Source organism: Roseicella sp. DB1501 (assembly GCF_013112485.1).
GTDB lineage: Bacteria > Pseudomonadota > Alphaproteobacteria > Acetobacterales > Acetobacteraceae > Paracraurococcus.
The window spans coordinates 211,284-229,587 of sequence record NZ_JABFHG010000006.1; the positions used below are offsets into that span (position 1 = coordinate 211,284).

17 protein-coding genes are annotated in these 18,304 nt (G+C 72.3%); 8 read left to right on the forward strand and 9 right to left on the reverse strand.

Annotated features, from left to right (window positions below; all coding sequences use genetic code 11):
- Positions 1-141 precede the first annotated feature (141 nt).
- The gene (locus HJG45_RS13755; protein WP_171612690.1) at positions 142-594 is read left to right on the forward strand and encodes a group III truncated hemoglobin; all 453 of its coding nucleotides are present in this window, start codon (positions 142-144) and stop codon (positions 592-594) included.
- 12 nt (positions 595-606) lie between these two features.
- On the opposite strand, the gene HJG45_RS13760 is transcribed toward HJG45_RS13755, so the two are convergent.
- Positions 607-1,842, reverse strand: coding sequence for a PLP-dependent aminotransferase family protein (locus HJG45_RS13760; protein WP_171612691.1), 1,236 nt, complete (start codon positions 1,840-1,842; stop codon positions 607-609).
- Between the two features lie 373 nt (positions 1,843-2,215).
- Here HJG45_RS13760 and HJG45_RS13765 point away from each other — a divergent pair, with 373 nt between their 5' ends.
- From HJG45_RS13765 to HJG45_RS13780, 4 genes are read left to right on the forward strand one after another with little or no spacing between them, the layout of a single operon-like run.
- The gene (locus HJG45_RS13765) at positions 2,216-3,415 is read left to right on the forward strand and encodes an ABC transporter substrate-binding protein (RefSeq protein ID WP_217362920.1); all 1,200 of its coding nucleotides are present in this window, start codon (positions 2,216-2,218) and stop codon (positions 3,413-3,415) included.
- 24 nt (positions 3,416-3,439) lie between these two features.
- Positions 3,440-4,297, forward strand: a complete 858-nt coding sequence (locus HJG45_RS13770) for a branched-chain amino acid ABC transporter permease (RefSeq protein WP_171612692.1) — start codon at positions 3,440-3,442, stop codon at positions 4,295-4,297.
- Positions 4,297-6,105, forward strand: coding sequence for an ABC transporter permease subunit (locus HJG45_RS13775; protein ID WP_217362921.1), 1,809 nt, complete (start codon positions 4,297-4,299; stop codon positions 6,103-6,105). Before HJG45_RS13770 ends, HJG45_RS13775 begins: the two co-directional genes overlap by 1 nt.
- On the forward strand, positions 6,086-6,871 hold the full coding sequence (locus HJG45_RS13780; protein WP_171612693.1) for an ABC transporter ATP-binding protein: 786 nt from the start codon (positions 6,086-6,088) through the stop codon (positions 6,869-6,871). Before HJG45_RS13775 ends, HJG45_RS13780 begins: the two co-directional genes overlap by 20 nt.
- An 11-nt stretch (positions 6,872-6,882) precedes the next feature.
- Here the strand turns inward: HJG45_RS13780 and HJG45_RS13785 are convergent, their stop codons facing one another.
- The 3 genes from HJG45_RS13785 to HJG45_RS13795 are packed head-to-tail and all read right to left on the reverse strand — an operon-like array spanning position 6,883 to position 10,114.
- A complete protein-coding gene (locus HJG45_RS13785) occupies positions 6,883-7,746 on the reverse strand; it encodes an MBL fold metallo-hydrolase (protein WP_171612694.1) in 864 nt (287 codons plus the stop codon).
- Positions 7,747-7,751: 5 nt separating this feature from the next.
- On the reverse strand, positions 7,752-8,924 hold the full coding sequence (locus HJG45_RS13790; protein ID WP_171612695.1) for a serine hydrolase: 1,173 nt from the start codon (positions 8,922-8,924) through the stop codon (positions 7,752-7,754).
- On the reverse strand, positions 8,921-10,114 hold the full coding sequence (locus HJG45_RS13795) for an LLM class flavin-dependent oxidoreductase (protein ID WP_171612696.1): 1,194 nt from the start codon (positions 10,112-10,114) through the stop codon (positions 8,921-8,923). The genes HJG45_RS13790 and HJG45_RS13795 overlap by 4 nt, the downstream gene beginning before the upstream one ends.
- A 169-nt stretch (positions 10,115-10,283) precedes the next feature.
- On the opposite strand from HJG45_RS13795, the gene HJG45_RS13800 reads away from it, so the two are divergent.
- From HJG45_RS13800 to arfB, 3 genes are read left to right on the forward strand one after another with little or no spacing between them, the layout of a single operon-like run.
- Entirely contained in the window at positions 10,284-11,660 is a 1,377-nt protein-coding gene (locus HJG45_RS13800) for an ethanolamine ammonia-lyase subunit EutB (RefSeq protein WP_171612697.1), read from the forward strand.
- Complete coding sequence (eutC, locus tag HJG45_RS13805) at positions 11,657-12,418, forward strand: ethanolamine ammonia-lyase subunit EutC (RefSeq protein ID WP_171612698.1); 762 nt, start codon at positions 11,657-11,659, stop codon at positions 12,416-12,418. The genes HJG45_RS13800 and eutC overlap by 4 nt, the downstream gene beginning before the upstream one ends.
- Positions 12,415-12,837: an alternative ribosome rescue aminoacyl-tRNA hydrolase ArfB gene (arfB, locus tag HJG45_RS13810; RefSeq protein ID WP_171612699.1), complete on the forward strand. Its 423-nt coding sequence runs from the start codon at positions 12,415-12,417 to the stop codon at positions 12,835-12,837. The genes eutC and arfB overlap by 4 nt, the downstream gene beginning before the upstream one ends.
- Before the next feature lie 16 nt (positions 12,838-12,853).
- On the opposite strand, the gene HJG45_RS13815 is transcribed toward arfB, so the two are convergent.
- From HJG45_RS13815 to HJG45_RS13835, 5 genes are all read right to left on the reverse strand, one after another.
- Positions 12,854-13,927 (reverse strand): BMP family ABC transporter substrate-binding protein, encoded by a 1,074-nt coding sequence (locus tag HJG45_RS13815; protein WP_171612700.1) that lies wholly within the window; start codon positions 13,925-13,927, stop codon positions 12,854-12,856.
- 32 nt (positions 13,928-13,959) lie between these two features.
- Positions 13,960-14,889 (reverse strand): ABC transporter permease, encoded by a 930-nt coding sequence (locus HJG45_RS13820; protein WP_171612701.1) that lies wholly within the window; start codon positions 14,887-14,889, stop codon positions 13,960-13,962.
- Complete coding sequence (locus tag HJG45_RS13825) at positions 14,882-15,952, reverse strand: ABC transporter permease (protein ID WP_171612702.1); 1,071 nt, start codon at positions 15,950-15,952, stop codon at positions 14,882-14,884. The genes HJG45_RS13820 and HJG45_RS13825 overlap by 8 nt, the downstream gene beginning before the upstream one ends.
- On the reverse strand, positions 15,936-17,471 hold the full coding sequence (locus HJG45_RS13830; RefSeq protein ID WP_171612703.1) for an ABC transporter ATP-binding protein: 1,536 nt from the start codon (positions 17,469-17,471) through the stop codon (positions 15,936-15,938). Before HJG45_RS13830 ends, HJG45_RS13825 begins: the two co-directional genes overlap by 17 nt.
- 136 nt (positions 17,472-17,607) lie before the next feature.
- Positions 17,608-18,051: a PepSY domain-containing protein gene (locus HJG45_RS13835; RefSeq protein WP_171612704.1), complete on the reverse strand. Its 444-nt coding sequence runs from the start codon at positions 18,049-18,051 to the stop codon at positions 17,608-17,610.
- Between the last annotated feature and the right edge of the window lie 253 nt (positions 18,052-18,304).

Genomic DNA, 18,304 nt, shown 5'->3' on the forward strand with positions numbered 1-18,304 from the left:
GCCCAGGGACACCATATATAGGGTTTCCCGGCTGGCCAAACCACCAGATACGGAAAATTCCAAGGCCATCCAGGCCGCCCGGGTGAATAGGTATTTTCAATACCATTTCACTGCGCTACATCCTCGCCTGGAGATCCCGCCATGCCTCCCATCCCCGAAACCGCCGAACGCCGCGCCGCCCTCTCCCACGCCATCACCGAGGAGACCGGGCTCGACACGGCGGCGATCGAGGACTTCCTGCGGGCCTTCTACGGCGCCGCGCGGGAGGACCCTCTGCTCGGCCCGGCCTTCGCCGGGGTCGCGGATTGGGAGGCGCATATCGCCACCCTCGCCCGCTTCTGGGGCTCGGTCGCACTGATGCAGGGCGGCTATCACGGCCAGCCGATGCAGGCCCATGCCCGGCTCGGCCTGACCCCGGCGCATTTCGCCCGCTGGCTGGCGCTGTTCGAGGCGGTGGCGCGGGCCCGGCTGAACCCGGCCGGGGCGGCGCATATGCTGGAACGGGCGCGGCGCATCGCCCGCAGCCTGGAGATGGGGCTAATCCCCCTCCCCCTGCCGCCACGGCCGGAAGCCCGCCCCGTTCCCGCCGGCTGAGGCCCCCGAAGCCTACCCCCCGTGGCGGATGTTGCCGCTCTGGGCCGGGATGCCGGTCTGCTCGAAGCAGACCCGGGCGAAGGCGGCGACGCCCTCGCGGATCTGCTCCTTGGAGGGCAGGGCGAAGCAGAGGCGGAGCTGGGAAGCCGCCGCATCCGGCACTACCGCCCATTCCGGCCCGGGGTTGAAGGCGATCCCCGCATCCGCCGCCGGCTTCACCAGCTTGCGGACATCCACCTGCTCCGGCAGGCGCAGCCAGAGGAAGATGCCGCCCTTCGGCACGAAGCATTCGGCGGCGCTGCCGAACTCCCGCGCCACCGCCTCCAGCATGACGTCGAGCTTCTCCTTCAGCACGCCGGAGAGCGCCTCGACATGCTCGTCGAAATGCCGGGAGAAATACTCGGCCACCAGCATCTGCTCGAGCGAGGCGCTGCCGGCATCGGTCTTCAGCGCCACCAGCCGCGACAGGATCGGCCAGGGCGCGACAGCATAGGCCGAGCGCAGCGCCGGCGCGAGGGTCTTGGAGAAGCTGCCGATATGGATCACCTGCTCCGGGTCGAGCCCGTAGAGCGCCGGCGGCGACTGCGTGCCGGCCCAGACCAGGTCGGCATAGCACTCGTCCTCGAAGACCGGCACGCCATGCGCCCGGGCCAGCCGCAGCAGCGCCTCCCGCCGCTCCAGCGGCATGATGGAGCCGGTCGGGTTCTGCACCGTCGGGATGGTGTAGATGTATTTCGGCCGGACGCCCTTGGCCTTCAGCCCGTCGAGCGCGTTGCCGAGCGCGTCGGTGCGGATGCCATCGGCATCCAGCGGCATCGGCTCCACGCTGACGCCGAGGGTCCGCAGGCGGGTGATCGCGCCGCCATAGGAGAGTTCCTCGACCAGCACCGTGTCGCCGCGCTCGAGCAGCAGGCTGTTCACCAGGTCGAGCCCCTGCAGCGAGCCGGAGGTGAGCAGCACGTCCTCCGGCGTCACCGAGATGCCGCGGTGGCGCTTCAGCTTGTCCGCCACCAGCTCGCGCAGCCCGCGATGGCCGAGCGGCCCCTGGCCGAGGTTGTAGAGGGCGAGCTTCGCCCCGTCGCGCCGCAGCAGCTCGGCGGTGCAGTCCGCCAGCCGCTCGGCGGGGATGCGCGTCGGGTCGTTGTGGCCGCCGATGAAGTTGTATTTCGGCAGGCCGGTGAAGCGCGCCGCGGCCGCGGGCACGTCCTTGCGGAAGAGCGGAGTGAAGTCGGTCGCTGTCGTGGACATGGGCGTCTGCGGTCCCTCAGGCTCGGTTCTTCTTGGGGGCGCCGCCCCTCCGCCCCACTCTGCCGAGGCGCGGGCGCGCGGGCAATCCGGGGCCCCGCCTCGCCCGCATCCCACCCCTCGCGCGCCCCACTGGGGCAGCGTTGACAACCCGGGCCTTCCCCGCAGGATAGGCGGGCACGGCGCCGCAGGAGCCGCGGCCCGAAGGGCCCGCCCGGTCCGGTCTCGGCCAGGCCGGGTGCGATGGCCGGTCCCCGCCCCAGCGAGAGCGATGCCCCGAGGCCGCGGCCGGCGGCCCGAGGGAGCGCCCCGGCGCCGTGCCAGGAAGAATGTGGCGGGCCCCGTCCAAAGCGGGGCCCGCGCCAGGAGGAACGAGATGTCCAGGATGATCACGCGCCGGGGCTTCGCCCTCGGCGGCACCGGGCTGGCCGCCGCATCGGGCCTCGGCCTCGCCGCGCCCGCCCTCGCCCAGTCCGAGCCGATCCGCATCGGCTGGCTCGCCGCCCTGACCGGGCCGAGCTCGGCGCCGGCCATCGGCTTCAACCGAGGCGTCGTCTGGGCGGCCGAGACGATCAATGCCGCGGGCGGCATCAAGGGGCGCAAGGTGGAGATCGTCACCCGCGACACCCAGGGCGACCCGACCAAGGCGGTGAACGCGACGCAGGAGATGATCAGCCAGCTCAAGGTGCACGCCATCTGGGGGCCGACGAATTCGGGCGAGAGCCTGGCCACCACCGCCATAATGGCGCGCGGCAAGATGCCGAACATCCATCCCTGCGTGGTCAACAGCCTGATCGACCCGAAGAAGTACCCGAACGCCTTCCGCATCGCGCCGAGCAACACCCAGTGGGACGACGCGGTGCGCAACTACACGACCAAGGTCGCCAAGGCGAAGAAGGTCGCGGTCATCGGCGACACCACCGGCTACGGCGTGACGGCGGCCAATGACAGCGCCGCCGGCTTCCAGAAGGACGGCGCCGAGGTGGTCTACAAGGCCAATATCGACGCTACCCAGCCGGACATGACGCCCGACATGCTGCGCGCCCGCAATGCCGGGGCGGAGGCGATCGTGATCTGGTCGGTCTCCACCGGCATGATCGCGCGGATGCTGAACACCCGCGCCAAGATGGGCTGGGACGTGCCCTTCATCGGCCATCCCTCGCTCTCCTCCGGCGAGGTGGGGCAGCTCATCGACCGGCCGGAGAACTGGAAGAAGGTCTATGCGATCGGCTACCGGAGCTGCAGCTACGGCGCCGACGGCAAGCTGCCGCCGCGCAGCGAGGAGCTGGTGCAGAAGCTGCAGGGCAAGGTGAACCTGCAGGACACGCTGTTCTGGTGGATCGCCTGCGCGATCGACGCGGTGAACCTCGTCGCCGACGCGGTGAAGGAGACGGGCAGCACGGCGAACGACGCCATCATCAAGCGCTGGAACGGGCTGCAGGCCTGGCCCGGCTACTACGGCGACTACAGCTACAGCGCCGAGGACCACAACGGCTATCCCGGCCAGGACGTGGTGATGTCGGATGCCAGCTCCGGCCGCAACGGCACCTTCGCCCTCGCCCCGGGCTACGGCTGATCCGGGCGCGCGGGAGGATCGCCGATGCTCGCTTCCATCCTGGCCTCGGGCCTCGCCGTCGGCGCGATCTACGCGCTGATCGGCATCACCTACAACACGATGTTCGCGACCTCCCGCGTCATGAGCTTCACCGCCGGGCAGCTCGGCATGCTCGGCGGGGTGCTGGGCTCGTTCTTCGCGCTCCGCCTCGGCCTGCCCATCCTGCTGGCCCTGCCGCTGACGCTGGCCGCCTGCGCCCTGGTCGGCGTGATCACCGAATACGTCGCGGTGCGGCCGGTGCTGAAGAGCCTCGACCAGCATCTCTACGTGCTCTCCACCCTGGCGCTAGCGCTGATGATCCAGCAGGTCACGGCGCTCACCTGGAGCACCGAGCCGCAGCCCTTCCCGCGCCTGCTCGGGATCGGCGAAGGGGTGTGGGACGAGAAATACTGGCTGCCGGTGCTGGCCTGCGCCGTGACCATCATCGGCCTCGAATGGCTCTATCGCCACACGCTGGTCGGCCGCGCCTTCCTCGCCGTCGCCGAGGATAATTTCGCCGCCCGCGCGCTCGGCCTGCCGGAGCGGAACCTGCGCATCGCCAGCTACGCCCTGGCCGGGGCGATCGGCGCCCTGGCGGGCTTCGCCGGCGGGCAGCTGCTGCTCGCCTTCTTCGCCAACGGGCCGCTGCTGAACTTCTACGGCTTCGTGCCGGTCGCGCTCGGCGGCCTCGGCAACAACCGCGGCGCGGTCATCGGCGGCATCCTGCTCGGCCTGTTCCAGCAGGCGGCGAATTTCATGGTGGGCGGCATCTTCTCCTCGGTCGCGGTCTTCGCCCTCTTCATCATCGTCCTGCTGGCGGCGCCGCAGGGCATGTTCGGCGCCCCCGCGGCGCGGAGGGTGTGATGGCGGCGATCCACGAGGCCGCACCGACGGCGGCCGCCGGCGCGATGCCGGCACGGCCGGGACTGCTCCCGCAGCTCTGGCCCTTCGCCGCGCTGCTCGCCCTCGCCCTGCTGCTGCCGCTGACCGGCAACGAGTACTGGGCGCTGATCGCGACCCGGGCCTGCATCTACTGGGTGCTGGTCTCCGGCCTCAACCTCATCGTCGGCTTTGCCGGGCAGCTCGCCATCGGCTATGTCTCGCTGCTGACGGTGGGCGCCTACACCGCCAGCGTGCTCGCGGCCGGCAACCTGCTGGAGCCGCTGCATCCGGCGCTCGCCCTGGCCGCGGCGGCGGCGCTCGGCGCCGTCTTCGGCGTGGTGGTCGGCCTGCCGGCGCTGCGGCTGCGCACCTTCTACTTCGCCATGACGACGCTCGGCTTCGCCACCATCGTCACCCAGGTGGCACTGGCCTGGCAGGACGTGACCGGCGGCGGCATCGGCATCACCGGCCCCAGCCTGCCCGCCCCCTTCGACACCGCCTGGGGCTTCTACTACCTGTGCCTGGCGCTCGCCGCGCTCTGCACCTGGATCACCGGCAACGTCGCGCGCAGCCGCTTCGGTCGCGCCCTGGTCACCACGCGGGATGCCGAGGTGGCGGCGGAGGCGAGCGGCATCGCCAAGCCGCGGCTGCTGATCCTCGTCTTCCTCCTGGCCGGGGCGCTGGCGGGCTTCGCCGGCGGGCTCTTCGCCACGCTGCAGACCTACATCACGCCCGACGCCTTCACCTTCGACCTCTCGCTGCTCTTCTTCATCGCGGTGCTGATCGGCGGCCGCGGCTCCATCCTCGGGCCGCTGCTCGGCACCCTGCTGCTGACCCTGCTGCCGGAGGTGGCGGCACCGCTCGCCGCCTGGTCGACCTTCCTCTATGCGGCGCTGCTGCTGGTGATCGTGCTGGCCATCCCGGGCGGCATCGCCTCGCTCATCGATGCGCGCAACCGGCGCAAGCTGCCGGAGAACCGGGCGGTGATCCCCCGGCCGGAGCTGCTGCCCGCCCTGCTCGGGCAGCAGCCCAAGCATGCCGGCCTCACGCTCCGCGACATCGTGCTGTCCTTCGGCGGCGTCCGCGCCATCGACGGTCTCGACCTCGATCTCCGCCCCGGCGAGGTGCACGGGCTGATCGGGCCGAACGGCAGCGGCAAGACGACGACGCTCAACGTCATCTCCGGCTACTACCGGCCGGAGACCGGCGCCATGACCTGCGATGGCGGTCCGCTGCCCGCCGGCGACGCGGTCGGCCGCGCCGCGCGCGGCATCGCCCGCACCTTCCAGACGCCGCGGGTGGTCGGCGAGGCCTCGGTGATCGAGAACGTCATGGTCGGCGCCACCATCGAGGGCCGCACCGGCTTCCTCGAGGCGCTGCTCTCCCTGCCGCGGCAGCGGCGGGAGGAGCGGATGCTCGAGGACCGGGCCCGGCAGGCGCTGCAGGCCGTCGGCCTCGGGGCGCTGGCCGATATCCGCGCCGACCGGCTGCAGCACAGCGAGCTCCGCTTCATGGAGATCGCCCGCGCCCTGATGCTGCGCCCGGCCTTCCTGATGCTGGACGAGCCGGCCGCCGGCCTCTCGACCGACGAGATCAAGCGGCTCGACCAGCTCATCCGCGGCGTCAGCCGCCAGGGCATCGGCGTGCTGCTGGTCGAGCACCATGCCGACCTGATCTTCGAGATCTGCGACCGGATCACCGTGCTCAACCTGGGCAAGGTGCTGGCCGCCGGCACCCCGGAGGAAATCCGCAGCCACAAGGAGGTGGTCAGTGCCTATCTCGGCGGCTGAACCGGCGATGCGGGCGGGCGCCAGGCCCGGCGCGGCGCCGCTGCTGGAGGTGGCCGGCCTCGCGGCCGGCTACGGCAAGATCGCCGTGCTGCACGAGGTCTCGCTCCGCATCATGCCCGGCGAGGTGGTGGCGCTGCTCGGCCCCAACGGCGCCGGCAAGACCACGCTGCTGCGCGCCGTCTCCGGCCTGCTGCCGCTGAGCGCGGGCGAGGTGCGCTTCGCCGGGCAGGACATGCGGGGCGCCGGCCCGCGCGAGGCGGCTCGCGCCGGCCTCGTGCATGTCATCGAGGGGCACCGGGTCTTCACCCAGATCTCGGTCGCCGACAACCTGCTGCTGGCCGGCTACGACCTGCCGCGGGCGGAGCGGGCGCAGCGGATCGAGGAGGCGCTGGCCTACTTCCCCGAGATCGCGGCCAAGCGCCAGGACCGCGGCGGCGCCCTCAGCGGCGGCCAGCAGCAGATGCTGGTGGTGGCGCAGGGGCTGGTGCGGCGGCCCCGGCTGATGATGCTGGACGAGCCCTCGGCCGGCCTCTCGCCGGTGCTGGTCGACCGCGTCCTTGGCGTCGTCGCGGCGCTGCGGGAGAAGGGCACCTCGGTGCTGCTGGTCGAGCAGCTGATCGAGAAGGCGCTGGCGGTCTCGGACCGGGTCTATGCCATGGTGCAGGGCAGGATCGCGCTGGAGGCGGCGGCCGGCGAGCCGGACCTGCCGCACCGGCTCGAACGCACCTATTTCGGCGGCGAGTCACCCCTGCATCTGCATGGGTGATACGGCGCCGGCTACCAGCAGACCAGCAACTGGTAGCCGGCGCCGTCCCGCACCACGCGGCCGGCGCTCGGCCCCGCGAAATGCGTGCCGACCACCAGCACCGGCCGCCCCGCCAGCCCGCCGAAGATGGCGTGGCGCGTCGCCTCGGCCTGGCGCGGGTCGCTGTCGGCGGTCGAACTCCACTCCGGCCGGGCGAGCTGGCAGGGATGGTGCGCGATGTCGCCGGTGATCAGCGCCTCCTCCCCGGCGGACTGGATCAGCACGCTGACATGCCCCGGCGTGTGGCCGAAGCTCGGCACCAGCCGCACCTCCTCGCAGAGGCGGTGATCCGCCTCTACCAGCTCGGCGAGGCCGGCATCGAGGATGGGCTGCACGGAATCCGCGAAGACGGCGCGCTGGCTGTCATCCCCCGCCTCCGGCCGCGACCAGTGCTCGAATTCCCGCCGGCCGAAGATGTAGCGCGCCCGCGGGAAGCTCGGCACCCAGCGCCCGTCCAGCAGCCGCGTGTTCCACCCCACATGGTCCACGTGCAGATGGGTGCAGAGCACGGTGTCGATGCTCTCCACCGGATAGCCGGCCTCGACCAGGTCGGCGAGGAAGCGTCCCTGCCGGCCGTTCCAGTGCGGGATCCTGCGGCCCTGCTTGTCGTTGCCGAGGCAGGTATCGACCAGGATGCGCCGGCCCGCCGGCGTCTCGATGATGAGGGCATGGATGCTGAGGCGCAGCCGCCCCGCCTCGTCGGCGAAATGCGGCGCCAGCCAGGGGATGCCGCGCACCGCCTCCGGCGTCGCCTGCGGCAGCAGGAAGCGGCTGCCGCCGGCCATTTCCAGCTCCACGACCTTGGTGATCGTGACCCCGCCTATCGTCCAGCGCATGCCGCTCAATCCACGATCGCCGCATAGACCATGTCGCGCATCAGGCCGCGGTAGTATTCCCGCTGACCCGGCCCCTGCATCATGAAGACGGCGAAGAGCCGCTCCGCCGGATCGACCCAGAAGGTCGTGCCGGCCAGCCCGCTCCAGTAATAGAGGCCGACCGAGCCGGGCGTCACCGCCAGGCCGCGGTCGCGCCGCACGGCGAAGCCGAGGCCGAAGCCGAAGCCCGGCGGCAGCAGGTCGGGGTTGCCCGGGATGGCGCCGAGATGGTCGGCGGTCATCAGCTCGATGGTCTTGCGGGACAGCAGCCGCCCGCCCTCGGCCGCGCCGCCGGCCGCCAGCATCTGCAGGAAGCGGGCATAGTCGGCGCTGGTCGAGACCATGCCGCCGCCTCCGGATTCGAATTGCGGCGCCTCGCGCACCTCGAGCAGGGCGACCTCGGCGCCGCTTTCCGGGTCGCGCGCGAAGCCGCCGGCGAGGCGGTCCTGCTTGCCCGTCGGCACATGGAAGCCGGTATCGACCATGCCGAGCGGCGCGCAGATGCGCTCGGTCAGGAAGGCGCCGAGGGATTGCCCGGCCACCACCTCGATCAGCCGGCCGAGCACATCGGTCGAGCGGCTGTACTCCCAGCGCGTGCCGGGCTGATGCAGCAGGGGCAGGGTGGCGAGCGTCGCCACTTGGTCGGCATTGCTCTGCGCCCGGCGGGCGACCCGCGCCGCCGCATAGGCCTGATGGACCGGCCCGGTGCCGAGGAATTCGTAGGTGAGGCCGGAGGTGTGGCGCAGCAGGTCCTGGATGGTGACCGGCGCCGCGGCCGGCACCGTGCCGCCGCCGGGCGCCGCCACGCGCAGCCCGGCGAGATCGGGCAGGTAGCGGCTGACCGGCTCGCCGAGCTGCAGCCGTCCCTCCTCCATCAGCATCATGACGCCGACCGAGACCAGCGGCTTGGTCATGGAATAGATGCGGAAGATCGCATCCGTCCGCATCGGGTCCTCCGCGGCCGGGTCCCGCCGGCCATGGGCCCGGTGCCAGGCGATACGGCCCTGCCGCCCGACCAGCACCACCGCGCCCGGCAGGTGGCCGGCAGCGACGCGCTCCTCCAGCACCGCGCCCAGCCGCTCCAGCCGGGCCGTCGAGAGGCCGACCTCCTCCGGCCGTGCCGTCGGCAGCGGGTTCATTCCGCCGCCGCCCGCACCGCATTCGGCCCGAAGCGCTCGCGGAAGGGCTCGGTGTCGATCTCCTCCAACTCGATCTCGCCCGCCAGCACCCGGCGCTTCCAGTCCTGGTGCGCCGGCTCGCGGGCATGGAATTCCGGCATCACCTCGCGGGCGAAGAGCTCCAGGCTTTCGCTAATATGCTCATGCGTGTTCTTGCCGGCCTGATTGAGCAGGATCACCTGGTCGATGTTCGAGGCCTCGAATTTCCTGAGCTTGCGCCGCAGCGTCTCGGGCGAGCCGATCAGCCCGCCCGAGAGGGCACGTTGCAGCGCCTCGGGGTTGGCGCGCTTCCAGGCCTCGTACTCCTCCCAGAGGCTGACCGTGCCGGGCCTCGCCCGCTCCCGCCCCTTGGCGGCGTTGTAGTAGCGCAGCGCGAACTGGAAGAAGGTGACGCCATCGGCGCGGCGCCGCGCCTCCTCATCCGTCTCGGCGCACATGAAGTAGCTGACGATGGCGATGTTCGGGTTGGTCTCGTATTCCGCCAGCTTCTCCTGCCGCTTGACGAAGCTGTTGTAGTAGGCGTGCACCCAGGCATGCGCCGCATCGGCCGAGAGGAACTGGAAGCCGAGCGCCCCCATGCCGCGGCGGCCCGCCATCTCGATCGTCTCGAGCTGCGAGCAGGCGACCCAGAGCGGCGGGTGCGGCCGCTGCAGCGGCTTGGGCAGCACGTTGCGCAGCGGGAACTTGAAATAGGGGCCGTCGTATTCCCAGCCCTCCTGCGTGAACATCGGCAGGACGCAGCGCACCGCATCCTCCCAGACCGCGCGCTTCTCCTCCATGCTGCGGTCGAAGGGGCCGAGCTCGGTGATGCTGGCGCCCTCGCCGAGGCCGAGTTCGACCCGGCCGTCGCTCAGCAGGTCGAGGCAGGCGACGCGCTCGGCGACCCGGGCGGGATGGTTGGTGGTGAGCTGGATGATGCCATGGCCGAGGCGGATCCGCTTGGTCCGCTGGCTGGCGGCGCCGAGGAAGACCTCCGGCGCCGGGGAGTGCGAATACTCCTCGAGGAAATGGTGCTCCACCTCCCAGGCGTAGTCGTAGCCGAGCCGGTCCGCCAGCTCGAGCTGCGACAGCGCGTCGTGGTACAGGTCTCGCTCGCTGCGCGGCCCCCAGGGCTTGGGCAGTTGCAGCTCGTAGAAGACGCCGAATTTCATGCGCGTTCCCTCCAGGGCGGACAGCCCTTGCCGGGCCCTTCCCGGCAAGGCTGGTCCCGCCCGGCCCGCAGCGTCAAGCCGCATGGACCTGCCGCCCTGCTTGGCGTCACCGGGGGCGCCCTCCCCGCAGCGGGGAAATCCGCGTAAAGGAGAGGGGCAGGAGGGTCCCATGGGCTTCGCGCAGGCGGTCGGCGGCACGCGCTACCTCTTCCCCGATCTCCGCACCCTGCTGGCGCGGGCGACGCCGCTGCGCTCCGGCGACGTGCTCGCCGGCCTCGCCGCCGGCAGCGCGCAGGAGCGGGTGGCGGCGCAGCGGGCGCTGGCCGACCTGCCGCTGCGGCATTTCCTCGACGAGGCGGTCATCCCCTATGAGGAGGACGAGGTCACCCGCCTCATCCTCGACCGGCACGATGCCGGCGCCTTCGCCCCGGTCGCGCCTCTGACGGTGGGTGGCTTCCGCGACTGGCTGCTCTCCGAGGCCGCCTCCCCCGCCGTGCTGGCCGCGCTGCGCCCCGGCCTGACGCCGGAGATGGTGGCCGCCGTCAGCAAGATCTGCCGGCTGCAGGACCTGGTGGCGATCGCCGCGAAATGCCGCGTCACCACGCGCTTCCGCAACACGCTCGGCCTCCCGGGCTGCCTCTCCATCCGCCTGCAGCCCAACGACCCGGTGGACGACCCGCGCGGCGTCGCCGCCGCCATCCTGGACGGGCTGCTGCTCGGGGCCGGCGATGCCGTCATCGGCGTCAACCCGGCGACCGACAGCATCGAGACCACCATCCGCCTCATCGAGCTGCTGGATGCGGTGCGGGACCGCTACGCCATCCCGACCCAGAGCTGCGTGCTGGCGCATGTCACCACCACCCTGCTCGCCATCGAGCGCGGCGCGCCGGTCGATCTCGTCTTCCAGTCGATCGGCGGCACCGAGGCGGCGAATCGCAGCTTCGGCGTCAGCCTCGCCCTGCTGCGCGAGGCGCGGGAAGCGGCGCTGGGCCTCCGCCGCGGCAGCCTCGGCAACGACCTGATGTATTTCGAGACCGGCCAGGGCAGCGCCCTCTCGGCCGAGGCGCATCACGGCTGCGACCAGCAGACGGTGGAGGCCCGGGCCTATGCCGTCGCGCGGGAATTCTCGCCCCTGCTGGTGAACTCGGTCGTCGGCTTCATCGGCCCGGAATACCTGTTCGACGGCAAGCAGATCACCCGCGCCGGGCTGGAGGACCATTGCTGCGGCAAGCTGCTCGGCCTGCCGATGGGGGTGGATGTCTGCTACACCAACCATGCCGAGGCCGATCAGGACGACGTGGACGCGCTGCTCACCCTGCTCGGCGTCGCCGGCGTTACCTACATCATGGGCGTGCCCGGCGCGGATGACGTGATGCTCGCCTACCAGTCCAGCTCCTTCCATGACGGCCGCTATCTCCGCGCCGCGCTCGGCAAGCGGCCGGCGCCGGAATTCGCCGCCTGGATGGAGCGGATGGGGCTGGAGGCGGCGAGCGGCGCCGGCGAGCTGCCGCCGCGCCTCGCCCCGGCGCTGGCGGGGCTGGCATGAGTGCCGCCGATCCGCCGGTGACGCCGGCACGATGGAGCGAGCTGCGCCGCTTCACCGCGGCGCGCGTCGCCCTCGGCCGCGCCGGCAACGGGTTGCCCACCGCGGCGCATCTCGATTTCCAGGAGGCGCATGCGCGGGCGCGGGACGCGGTGCATTCCGCCCTCGACCCGGCGGCGCTGGAAGCCGCGTTGGCGCCGCTCGGCCTGCCGGTGCTGCGCGTCGCCAGCCAGGCACCGGACCGGCGCAGCTACCTGCTGCGCCCCGATCTCGGCCGCAGGCTGCGCGCGGGCGATCGCGCCCTGCTGCCTGCGGCGCCGGGCAGCCTGCTCTTCGTCATCGCCGACGGGCTCTGCGCCAGCGGCGTGCAGGCCCAGGCCCCGGCGGTGATCGGCCATGCCCTGCCGCCTCTCCGCCAGGCCGGCATCCCGGTGGCGCCCATCGTGCTGGCCGAGCAGGCACGGGTCGCGCTCGGGGACGAGATCGGCGGCGCCATGGGGGCGCGGCTGGTTGCCATGCTGATCGGCGAGCGGCCGGGGCTGACGGCGCTCGACTCGCTCGGCCTCTACCTCACCTATGCGCCGCGGCCGGGCCGCAGCGATGCCGAGCGGAATTGCATCTCCAACATCCGCCCCGGCGGGCTCTCCCCCGGGCAGGGCGCCGGCAAGCTGGTCTGGCTGGTGCGGGCGGCGCTCGGCCAGGGAATGACCGGCGTCGCGCTCAAGGACGAGCAGCCGCTGCCCGGGCGATTGCCGCCATGATCCGCGTCACCAACCGCATCAGCCTCGATGAGTCTGAATTGCAGGAGGAGTTCCTGCGCGCCTCCGGCGCCGGCGGGCAGAACATCCAGAAGGTGGAGACGGCGGTGCAGCTCCGCTTCGATGTCCTCCGCAGCCCCTCCCTGCCCGAGCCGGTGCGGCAGCGCCTGCTGCGGCTCGGCGGGCGGCGCGTCACCGGCGAGGGCGTGCTGGTCATCACCGCGCAGCGGCACCGCACGCAGCTCCGCAACCGCGAGGACGCGCGCGAGCGCCTGCTCGCCCTGATCCGCGAGGCGGCGACGCCGCCCCCGCCGCCGCGCCGGCCGACCAGGCCGACGCTCGGCGCGAAGACGCGCCGGCTGGAGGGCAAGGCGAAGCGGGGCGACGTCAAGCGGCTGCGCGGCCGCCCGGATGCCGAGTGAGTCGCGGCGCGCGGGCTCACAGCTTGCCCTGCACGCCCTCCAGGAACCAGTTCATCGACAGGATCTCGGGATCCGTCAGCGCCTTGCCCTCCGGCACCTTCACCGCGCCGGACTGGTCCCGGAGCGGGCCGGCGAAGACCACCAGCCGGCCGGACTTGATCGCCTCGGTCTTCGCCGCGACCTCCTCGAGCAGCGGCGCCGGCAGGGCCGGGTTGACGCGGGAGAGCCGCACCATGCCGCTCGCCAGGCCGCCCCAGACATCGCCGCTGGTCCAGCTGCCGTCGATCGCCTTGCGCACCCGCTCGATGTAGTAGTCGTCCCAGTGCATCTCGACCGCGGTGGTGTGGGTCTTCGGGGCGTATTTCAGCATGTCGCTGTCATAGCCGCTGCACCAGACGCCCTTCTCCTCGGCCGCCTGCACCACGGCGGTGCTGTCCGTGTGCTGCGTCAGGTAGTCGGCGCCCTGCGCCACCAGCGTGTCCGCCGCCGCGCGCTCCTTGCCCGGATCGAACCAGGAGCTGGTGAAGATCACGCGGATGACGGCCTGCGGATTGACGCTGCGGGCGCCGAGCAGCATGGCGTTGATCCCCTGGATCACCTCGGGGATCGGGAAGGCGGCGACATAGCCGATGGTGCCGGATTTCGAGAGCCGGCCGGCGATGAGGCCGGTGAGATAGCGCGGCTCGTAGTAGCGGCCGGAATAGGTGGCGAGGTTGACGGCGCGCTTGTAGCCCGTCGCATGCTCGAACTTCGCCTTGGGAAAGGCACGCGCCACCTTCTCCACCGGGTTCATGTAGCCGAAGGAGGTGGCGAAGACGAGCTGGTTGCCGTCCTGCGCCAGGCGGCGGATGACGCGCTCGGCATCGGCTCCCTCCGGCACGTTCTCGACATAGGCGGTCTTCACCGCCGGGCCGAGCGCCGCCTCCACCGCCCGCCGGCCAAGCTCGTGCTGGAAGGTCCAGCCGGCATCGCCGATCGGCGAGACATAGACGAAGCCGACCCGGAAGGGATCGGCGGCGCTGGCCGGGCGCAGCGCGGCGGCGCCGAGCAGCGCGGGCAGGGCGAGGAGCGGGCGGCGGTGCAGGCTCATGCGGCGCGGTATCCCATCGTGGTGCGGCGGTATCAACCGGCGGCGGTGAAAGGCTTGCCCAGGGCGGCGGGCGCGTTGAGCTTCCGCCGCGTCTCGTCACGCGAGATCAGCACCAGGACGACCACGGTGGCGAGGTAGGGCAGCATCGAGAGGAGATGCGGCGACACCTCCAGCCCGAAGGCCCCGGCCTGGAATTGCGCGATGGTGACGAAGCCGAAGAAGAGCGCGCCGAGGGCGAGCCAGCCCGGCTTCCAGGCGGAGAAGACCACCAGGGCCAGCGCGATCCAGCCGCGGCCGGCGACCATGTTCTCCGTCCACATCGGCGTGTAGACCAGGGAGAGATAGGCCCCGCCCAGCCCGGCCATGGCGCCGCCGAACAGCACCGCCGCATAGCGCACGCGCAGCACGCCGTAGCCGAGCGCATGCGCTGCCTCGTGGCTCTCGCCCACCGCCCGCAGGATCAGGCCGGCGCGGCTGCGGTAGAGGAAGGCGCCCACCAGCGCCGGCAGCAGCAGGGCCAGCCAGAGCACCGGGTCGAGCAGCATGAGCTGCTGCGCCACCGGCCCGGCGGCATCGAGCCCGGGCCAGATCACGCTGGCCAGGCCGGCGATCGGCGTGCCCTGCCAGGGCAGCCCGATCAGCGCCGAGAGGCCGATGCCGAAGATGGTCAGCGCCAAGCCGCAGGCGACCTGGTTGGCGCCGAGCGTCAGGGTCAGCAGGCCGAAGAGCAGCGCCATCAGCATCCCCGCCAGCGCCGCGACCAGCAGGCCGAGCAGCGGCTGGCCGGTGGCGGCGGTGGCGATGAAGCCGGCGGCGGCGCCCACCAGCATCATCCCCTCGACGCCGAGGTTCAGCACGCCCGAGCGCTCCGCCACCAGCTCCCCGAAGCCGGCGAGCAGCAGCGGCGTCGCGGCCCTCAGCGTGGCGACGAGAAGAGCGAGGAGGACGAAGGCGTCAGGCATGCCGGCGCGCCACCCGGACCAGCCGCCGGTCGATGAAGACGTCGCTGGCGAGCAGGAAGAACAGCAGCATGCCCTGGATGGTCCCGGTCGCGGCGATCGGCAGCTGCATCGAGACCTGCAGTTGCTCGCCGCCGAGATAGATCAGCGCCATCAGCAGCGCCGCGAGCAGGATGCCGAAGGGCTGCAGCCGGCCGAGGAAGGCGACGATGATGGCGGCGAAGCCGTAGCCGGGCGACATCAGCGGCTGCAGCTGCCCGACCGGTCCCGCCGCCTCGCAGAGGCCGGCGAGCCCGGCCAGGGCGCCGGCGAGGCAGAGGCCGAGCCAGGTGCCGCGCGCGGCGGAGAAGCCGGCATAGCGCGCGGCGCGCGGCGCCAGGCCGATGGTGCGCAGCCGGTAGCCGGCGACGGTGCGGGCGAGCAGCGCCCAGGCGAGCGGCACGGCCAGCAGCGCCAGCAGCACGCCGGCATGCAGCCGCGTGCCCTCGACCAGCACCGGCAGCAGCGCATCCGCCTCGAACATCCGGCTCTGCGGGAAATTGAATCCCTCCGGGTCGATCCAGGGGCCATGCACCAGCCAGCCGAGGAACTGCACCGCGACATAGCTCAGCATCAGCGTGGTCAGGATCTCATGCGCGTGGAAGCGCGTCTTCAGCAGCGCCGGGATCGCCGCCCAGGCGGCGCCGCCCGCGGCCCCCGCCAGCAGCATCGCCGGCAGGATCCACCAATGTCCCTCGCCGCCGAAGGCCAGCGCGATGCCGCCGCCGGCGATCGCCCCCATGGTGAGCTGCCCCTCGGCGCCGATGTTCCAGAGGCCGGCCTGCACCGCGACGGCGATGCCGATGGCGCAGAGCAGCAGCGGCGTCGCCTTCAGGCCGAGCTCGGTCAGCCCATCGAGCGTCGAGAGCGGGTCGAGGAAGAGGGTCCGCAGCGCCACCAGCGGATCGTAGCCCAGGGCGGCGAAGACCAGGCCACCGCCCGCCGCGGCCAGGACCGCCGCCAGCACCGGCGACAGCCAGAGCATGGCGCGCGAGGGCTCCGGCCGCGCCTCAAGCCGCAGCGGCATCGGCCATCCTCTGGGCATCCCCGGGGGCACTGCCCATCAGCAGGCCGATCGCCTCGGCGCCGGTTTCCGCCACCGGCACGGGCGGGGAGAGGCGGCCGCCGGCCAGCACCGCGATGCGGTCGGCGAGGCCGAGCAGCTCGTCCAGATCCTCGCTCACCACCAGGATGCCGGCCCCGGCCGCCGCCAGGTCTAGCAGCGCCTGATGGATGGCGACCGCCGCGCCGATATCGACGCCCCAGGTCGGATGCGCCGCCAGCAGCACGCGCGGGCCGGCATCGATCTCCCGCCCGACGATGAACTTCTGCATGTTGCCGCCCGAGAGGCTGCGGCCGCGGGCCGCGATGCCGGCGGCCCGCACGCCGAAGCGCGCGATCAGCCGCGTCGCCAGCGCCCTGACCGCGCCGGGATCGAGCAGGCCGCGCGGCGCCGTGCGGGCATCGAGCCGCGTCAGCAGCGCATTCTCGGCCAGGCTGTAATCGGCGATGGCGCCGCGGCCGAGGCGTTCCTCCGGGATGAAGGCGAGGCCGCGCGCCCGCCGCGCCGCCGGGCCGAGATGGCCGACCGGCCGCCCGTCGAGCGCGATGCGCGCCGCCGCGCTGCGGCGCTCGCCGGCCAGCGCGGCCAGTAGCTCCGCCTGGCCGTTGCCGGCAACCCCGGCGATGCCGAGGATCTCGCCGGCGCGCAGCTCGAGCGCGATGTCGCGCAGCGTCGTGCCGAAGGGCTCCTCCGGCGCCAGGGTCAGCCGATCGACCACCAGGCAGGGCGGGCCGGGCTGCCGGGCGGCGCGCGTGGTGCGGACGACGCGGCCGCCGATCATCATCTCGGCGAGGGATTCCGCCGTCTCGGCGCGCGGGTCGCAGCGCGCCGCCACGCGCCCGGCCCGCAGCACGGTGGCGGCGCTGCACAGCGCCCGGATCTCCTCCAGCTTGTGGCTGATGTAGAGGACCGAGCAGCCCTCCGCCGCCAGCCGCCGCAGCATGGCGAAGAGGCCTTCCACCTCCTGCGGCGTCAGCACGCTGGTCGGCTCGTCCAGGATCAGCAGCCGGGGCTGCTGCAGCAGGCAGCGCAGGATCTCGATCCGCTGCCGCTCGCCGACCGAGAGGTGGTGCACATGCCGTCCGGGATCGACCGCGAGGCCGTAGCGCGCCGCGACCTGCCGGATCTCCGCCGCGAGCGCCTCCAGGGGCCGCGTGCTGCCGAGGCCAAGGGCGATGTTCTCCGCGACGGTCAGGGTCTCAAAGAGCGAGAAATGCTGGAACACCATGCCGATGCCGAGGCGCCGCGCGGCATTCGGATCGGCGATGGCGACCGGGCGGCCGTCCCAGGCGATCTCCCCCGCATCGGGGGCGACGACGCCGTAGACGATCTTCATCAGCGTGGACTTGCCGGCGCCATTCTCGCCGAGAAGGGCGTGGATCTCGCCCGGCGCGACGCTCAGCGCGACCTCGTCATTCGCCAGCGTGGCGCCGTAGCGCTTGACGATGCCGGTCAGGGCCAGACGCGGCGGCGTCGGGCTCATGCCGGGCGCCGCCCTGCCGATGGCATGGACTCCTGCAATGGCCTGCCTCTTCCCTGTCCGTCCGCGCCACGCGCGATATCGGCCCCGAGCGACTCCGGACGGAAAGAGACCACTGCCGGGGCGGTCCCGGCAATGCTCAGCGAATGACCGCCCCGGTGCGGGCATTGACCCGCACCTCCACCGGCGTGTCGCCCTGGCGGGCGCGGAGATGGATCACCTCGCCCTCCCGGCTGGCCTCCTCGACACCGGTATAGCCGCGTTCCTGCAGCAGGCTGCGGGCCTGGCTTTCGGTGAGCAGCGGGGCGTCGCGCGGCGCGCCGGTCAGCGCATCGATGCGCAGCTCCGGCACCTTCTCGCCATAGCGGGTCGCATCCAAGACCTTGTAGGTGTCGCCTTCGCGCTCCACCTCGCCGATCTCGTTGTAGCCGCGCGCCCGCAGCACGGTGCGCACCTGATCGACGGTCAGCCAGGCGGGATTGACCTGCTGCGGCTGCGGATCCTGCGCCGAGGCCGGGCAGGTCGCCGCGGCCAGGGCGAGGAGAACGGACAGGATTGGGGCAACAGAGTGCCGCACGGGCATGGCGCTGGCTCCGACATGGCCCGTCCCCGGGCAGAATTGCCGGACTAACCGCGCCGGCCGGAGAAGGTTCATGCGGCCGAAGCTAGCGCCTCGCCTCCCGCTCGTGAACCTCCCGGCCTTGCCGGGATGCCATCGCGGGCGCGCGCCATGACCGGCGCTTGCACTCGAAGTCGAATTGCAGCGCGGATTGTTCGAGGCTTGGGGCAAGGCCCTGACGCGGCGGGCCGCCATTCCTCGCCGGCGCTCCCGCGAT

Bases quoted from the DNA above. Each gene is read 5' to 3' on its own strand.
- HJG45_RS13755 (WP_171612690.1), top strand. From the start codon at position 142: ATGCCTCCCATCCCCGAAACCGCCGAACGCCGCGCCGCCCTCTCCCAC.
- HJG45_RS13760 (WP_171612691.1), bottom strand. From the start codon at position 1,842: ATGTCCACGACAGCGACCGACTTCACTCCGCTCTTCCGCAAGGACGTG.
- HJG45_RS13765 (WP_217362920.1), top strand. From the start codon at position 2,216: ATGTCCAGGATGATCACGCGCCGGGGCTTCGCCCTCGGCGGCACCGGG.
- HJG45_RS13770 (WP_171612692.1), top strand. From the start codon at position 3,440: ATGCTCGCTTCCATCCTGGCCTCGGGCCTCGCCGTCGGCGCGATCTAC.
- HJG45_RS13775 (WP_217362921.1), top strand. From the start codon at position 4,297: ATGGCGGCGATCCACGAGGCCGCACCGACGGCGGCCGCCGGCGCGATG.
- HJG45_RS13785 (WP_171612694.1), bottom strand. From the start codon at position 7,746: ATGCGCTGGACGATAGGCGGGGTCACGATCACCAAGGTCGTGGAGCTG.
- HJG45_RS13790 (WP_171612695.1), bottom strand. From the start codon at position 8,924: ATGAACCCGCTGCCGACGGCACGGCCGGAGGAGGTCGGCCTCTCGACG.
- HJG45_RS13795 (WP_171612696.1), bottom strand. From the start codon at position 10,114: ATGAAATTCGGCGTCTTCTACGAGCTGCAACTGCCCAAGCCCTGGGGG.
- HJG45_RS13800 (WP_171612697.1), top strand. From the start codon at position 10,284: ATGGGCTTCGCGCAGGCGGTCGGCGGCACGCGCTACCTCTTCCCCGAT.
- eutC (WP_171612698.1), top strand. From the start codon at position 11,657: ATGAGTGCCGCCGATCCGCCGGTGACGCCGGCACGATGGAGCGAGCTG.
- arfB (WP_171612699.1), top strand. From the start codon at position 12,415: ATGATCCGCGTCACCAACCGCATCAGCCTCGATGAGTCTGAATTGCAG.
- HJG45_RS13815 (WP_171612700.1), bottom strand. From the start codon at position 13,927: ATGAGCCTGCACCGCCGCCCGCTCCTCGCCCTGCCCGCGCTGCTCGGC.
- HJG45_RS13820 (WP_171612701.1), bottom strand. From the start codon at position 14,889: ATGCCTGACGCCTTCGTCCTCCTCGCTCTTCTCGTCGCCACGCTGAGG.
- HJG45_RS13825 (WP_171612702.1), bottom strand. From the start codon at position 15,952: ATGCCGCTGCGGCTTGAGGCGCGGCCGGAGCCCTCGCGCGCCATGCTC.
- HJG45_RS13830 (WP_171612703.1), bottom strand. From the start codon at position 17,471: ATGAGCCCGACGCCGCCGCGTCTGGCCCTGACCGGCATCGTCAAGCGC.
- HJG45_RS13835 (WP_171612704.1), bottom strand. From the start codon at position 18,051: ATGCCCGTGCGGCACTCTGTTGCCCCAATCCTGTCCGTTCTCCTCGCC.